General features: G+C 40.6%; 4 protein-coding genes and 1 tRNA gene. All 5 read left to right on the forward strand.

The window, feature by feature from the left end:
• Positions 1-103: 103 nt before the first annotated feature.
• The 5 genes from IAQ59_RS21725 to IAQ59_RS21745 all read left to right on the forward strand — a co-directional run bounded on the left by IAQ59_RS21725 (position 104) and on the right by IAQ59_RS21745 (position 1,987).
• A tRNA-Asp gene (locus IAQ59_RS21725) sits at positions 104-177 on the forward strand.
• A gap of 48 nt (positions 178-225) precedes the next feature.
• Complete coding sequence (locus tag IAQ59_RS21730; RefSeq protein ID WP_209332958.1) at positions 226-483, forward strand: GIY-YIG nuclease family protein; 258 nt, start codon at positions 226-228, stop codon at positions 481-483.
• Position 484: 1 nt separating this feature from the next.
• Positions 485-856: a GIY-YIG nuclease family protein gene (locus tag IAQ59_RS21735; RefSeq protein ID WP_245189776.1), complete on the forward strand. Its 372-nt coding sequence runs from the start codon at positions 485-487 to the stop codon at positions 854-856.
• Positions 835-1,701: a hypothetical protein gene (locus IAQ59_RS21740; protein WP_209332959.1), complete on the forward strand. Its 867-nt coding sequence runs from the start codon at positions 835-837 to the stop codon at positions 1,699-1,701. Before IAQ59_RS21735 ends, IAQ59_RS21740 begins: the two co-directional genes overlap by 22 nt.
• A gap of 1 nt (position 1,702) precedes the next feature.
• Positions 1,703-1,987 carry a hypothetical protein gene (locus IAQ59_RS21745; protein WP_209332960.1) on the forward strand — a complete coding sequence of 95 codons (285 nt, stop codon included), beginning with the start codon at positions 1,703-1,705 and terminating at the stop codon, positions 1,985-1,987.
• Positions 1,988-2,397: the final 410 nt, after the last annotated feature.

The following is a 2,397-nucleotide window of genomic DNA, read 5'->3' on the forward strand; positions in this document are numbered from 1 at the left end:
GGTGAACATTTGAAATAAAATATTGGAGTGGTAGTTCAGCTGGTTAGAATGCCTGTCCCGACAAGTCGGGAAGGTCGCGGGTGAACATTTGAAATAAAATATTGGAGTGGTAGTTCAGCTGGTTAGAATGCCTGCCTGTCACGCAGGAGGTCGCGGGTTCGAGTCCCGTCCATTCCGCTCTTAGAGCCTTGGTTTGCCAAGGCTCTTTTTGTTTATGGGTATTTTATGGCACATTTTGTCTACATCATCCAATCCGAGCTGGACGGTACCTTTTACATCGGAGAATCCAAAGATCCAACCGACCGACTGGAAAAACACAACAGGCCACATAAGGGATTTACTGCCAGAAAACAGCCCTGGAAAATCGTATATACCGAAGAATTCAACTCTCGAGCTGAAGCAAAAAAAAGAGAGGCCTTTCTCAAAAAACAAAAAAGCAGACAATTCCTCGTCGATCTGATCTCCAAAAATACTAACGGTTAGAATGCCTGTCCCGACACCGTCGGGAAGGTCGCGGGTTCGAGTCCTCCCGAGGCATCGGGACAGGCTGTCCATTCCGCTCTTAGAGCCTTGGTTAGCCAAGGCTCTTTTTGTTTATGGGTATTTTATGGCACATTTTGTCTACATCATCCAATCCGAGCTGGACGGTACCTTTTACATCGGAGAATCCAAAGATCCAACCGACCGACTGGAAAAACACAACAGGCCACATAAGGCAGTACAAGCTTATAAATTCCAGCTTCAAGCAGATCGGGAAGGAAGCCGCCGAAGATGGAACGGATATCAGCCACCAATACCTAAATATCAGCCCGATGACTGTAACAGAACCGGGATATGTGTATATTTATCTCCCTGACCGTCATGGTACCTGGCCTAAGCCCCTACCATTTTGGGTTTAACAACCCGGTGCGGTACAGTGACCCGATGGGATTGATTAGGGATGATGCAGGAATGTGGGGTACGGGGAATACCTATGCATCAAACTACTCCCAGAATCCCTTTGACCTTATGCCAAAGGCTGGCGGATTTACCGGCCCGGGTTCGGGGAATCACTGGTCAGATGGAATTGGGAATTCAGATTGGTCCATGTGGGGAGGTAGCCAAATGTACAAAGATGGGTTGGCAAGTGGAGCCATTGAATATGGAGGTAAATTTTACAATATCGATGGAGATGGAAAACGGGGGGATCCATATGAAGAGAGAAATGGTAGGCTAGGCTATTGGGTGGATTATACTACCACCACTGTATCTGGTAATTACTTAGACGGATCACTCACCCTATCAGCAAAACCATCTCAATGGGTTAATGTTGAATCAAATAGCGGGAGGGATCAAACTGCTGTTAATCTACCAAGCCTAAATCATAATTATGTTATTGATGGACCTCAATTTGTCGGGGGAGATATACCGTTTATACCCGGGCCGGGATCCGGAAAGAGTATTGTTAGCTTAATAAGACAGGCTAAAAATTTATCTCCAGCCCAATATCGTGCAGCAAAATCTTTGTATAGACAAGCTTTAGAGCATACTAAGAAACTCCGAGAGTTCATTAAAAATCCTCATGCTTTTGATAATGCTGGTCACTTAACTAGAAATGCTGGCAATCCTCAGATACAACAACAGATTATAAATGGTAGAGTTAATCATTTACAGCATGAGATTAATACATTTTACAAAAACATACTAAAATTATTCGAATAATATGAAAGTAAGAATTGAAGATTTAGAAACATCTTTTCGAGAGATATTTTCTAGTATAAAAGAAGAGTTGGGCAAAAATGAGATAGAAATTTCAGAGGATTTTTATTGGCACATTGTAAGTAATGATCTTTACAATATTGACCAAAAGCCTGAAAATCATAGTATTGGATCACTTTCGGATGATCTTAATGAAATTAAACGAATAGCAAATATGGAGTATTCTCCAGTTAGGCAAAACTTGGTTAAGTTAAATTCTATACTAAGATATATTGCGGAAAAGGAGTAATTCTAATTCCTTATAGTTTGGGCTTTTTTCAATCCAGTCTTTTAAAGAGTTCTTGTAGTTTTTAGCAAAAGTAGTATTTTGGAAGATTGGAATAGTTGCTAGGCGTAGCTTTCAACAACACCTTTCCATCTAAATAAATTTGAAATTCAAAGAATGAACATATATCTTTGGTTTGGTTCGAAATTATTAATCGTTTTAAATTCTAGGATGAAATTACAAACTTTATCCAGCAACCACCGAAAGTTTGTTCCTCATCTTTGTGGAATTATTAATGATTTTTTGATGAGGCCAAAACGTATGGAAATCGATTTTTAAAAAGGCCTGGAAAAATACAAGCAAATCTAGCAAAAGAAGCTGGATATTCCGGACTATACTGACCCCTGTTCCGGTCATATTGACCCCTCTAAAAA

Source organism: Lunatimonas salinarum, from assembly GCF_017811155.1.
In the GTDB taxonomy this organism is placed as follows: Bacteria; Bacteroidota; Bacteroidia; order Cytophagales; family Cyclobacteriaceae; genus Lunatimonas; species Lunatimonas salinarum.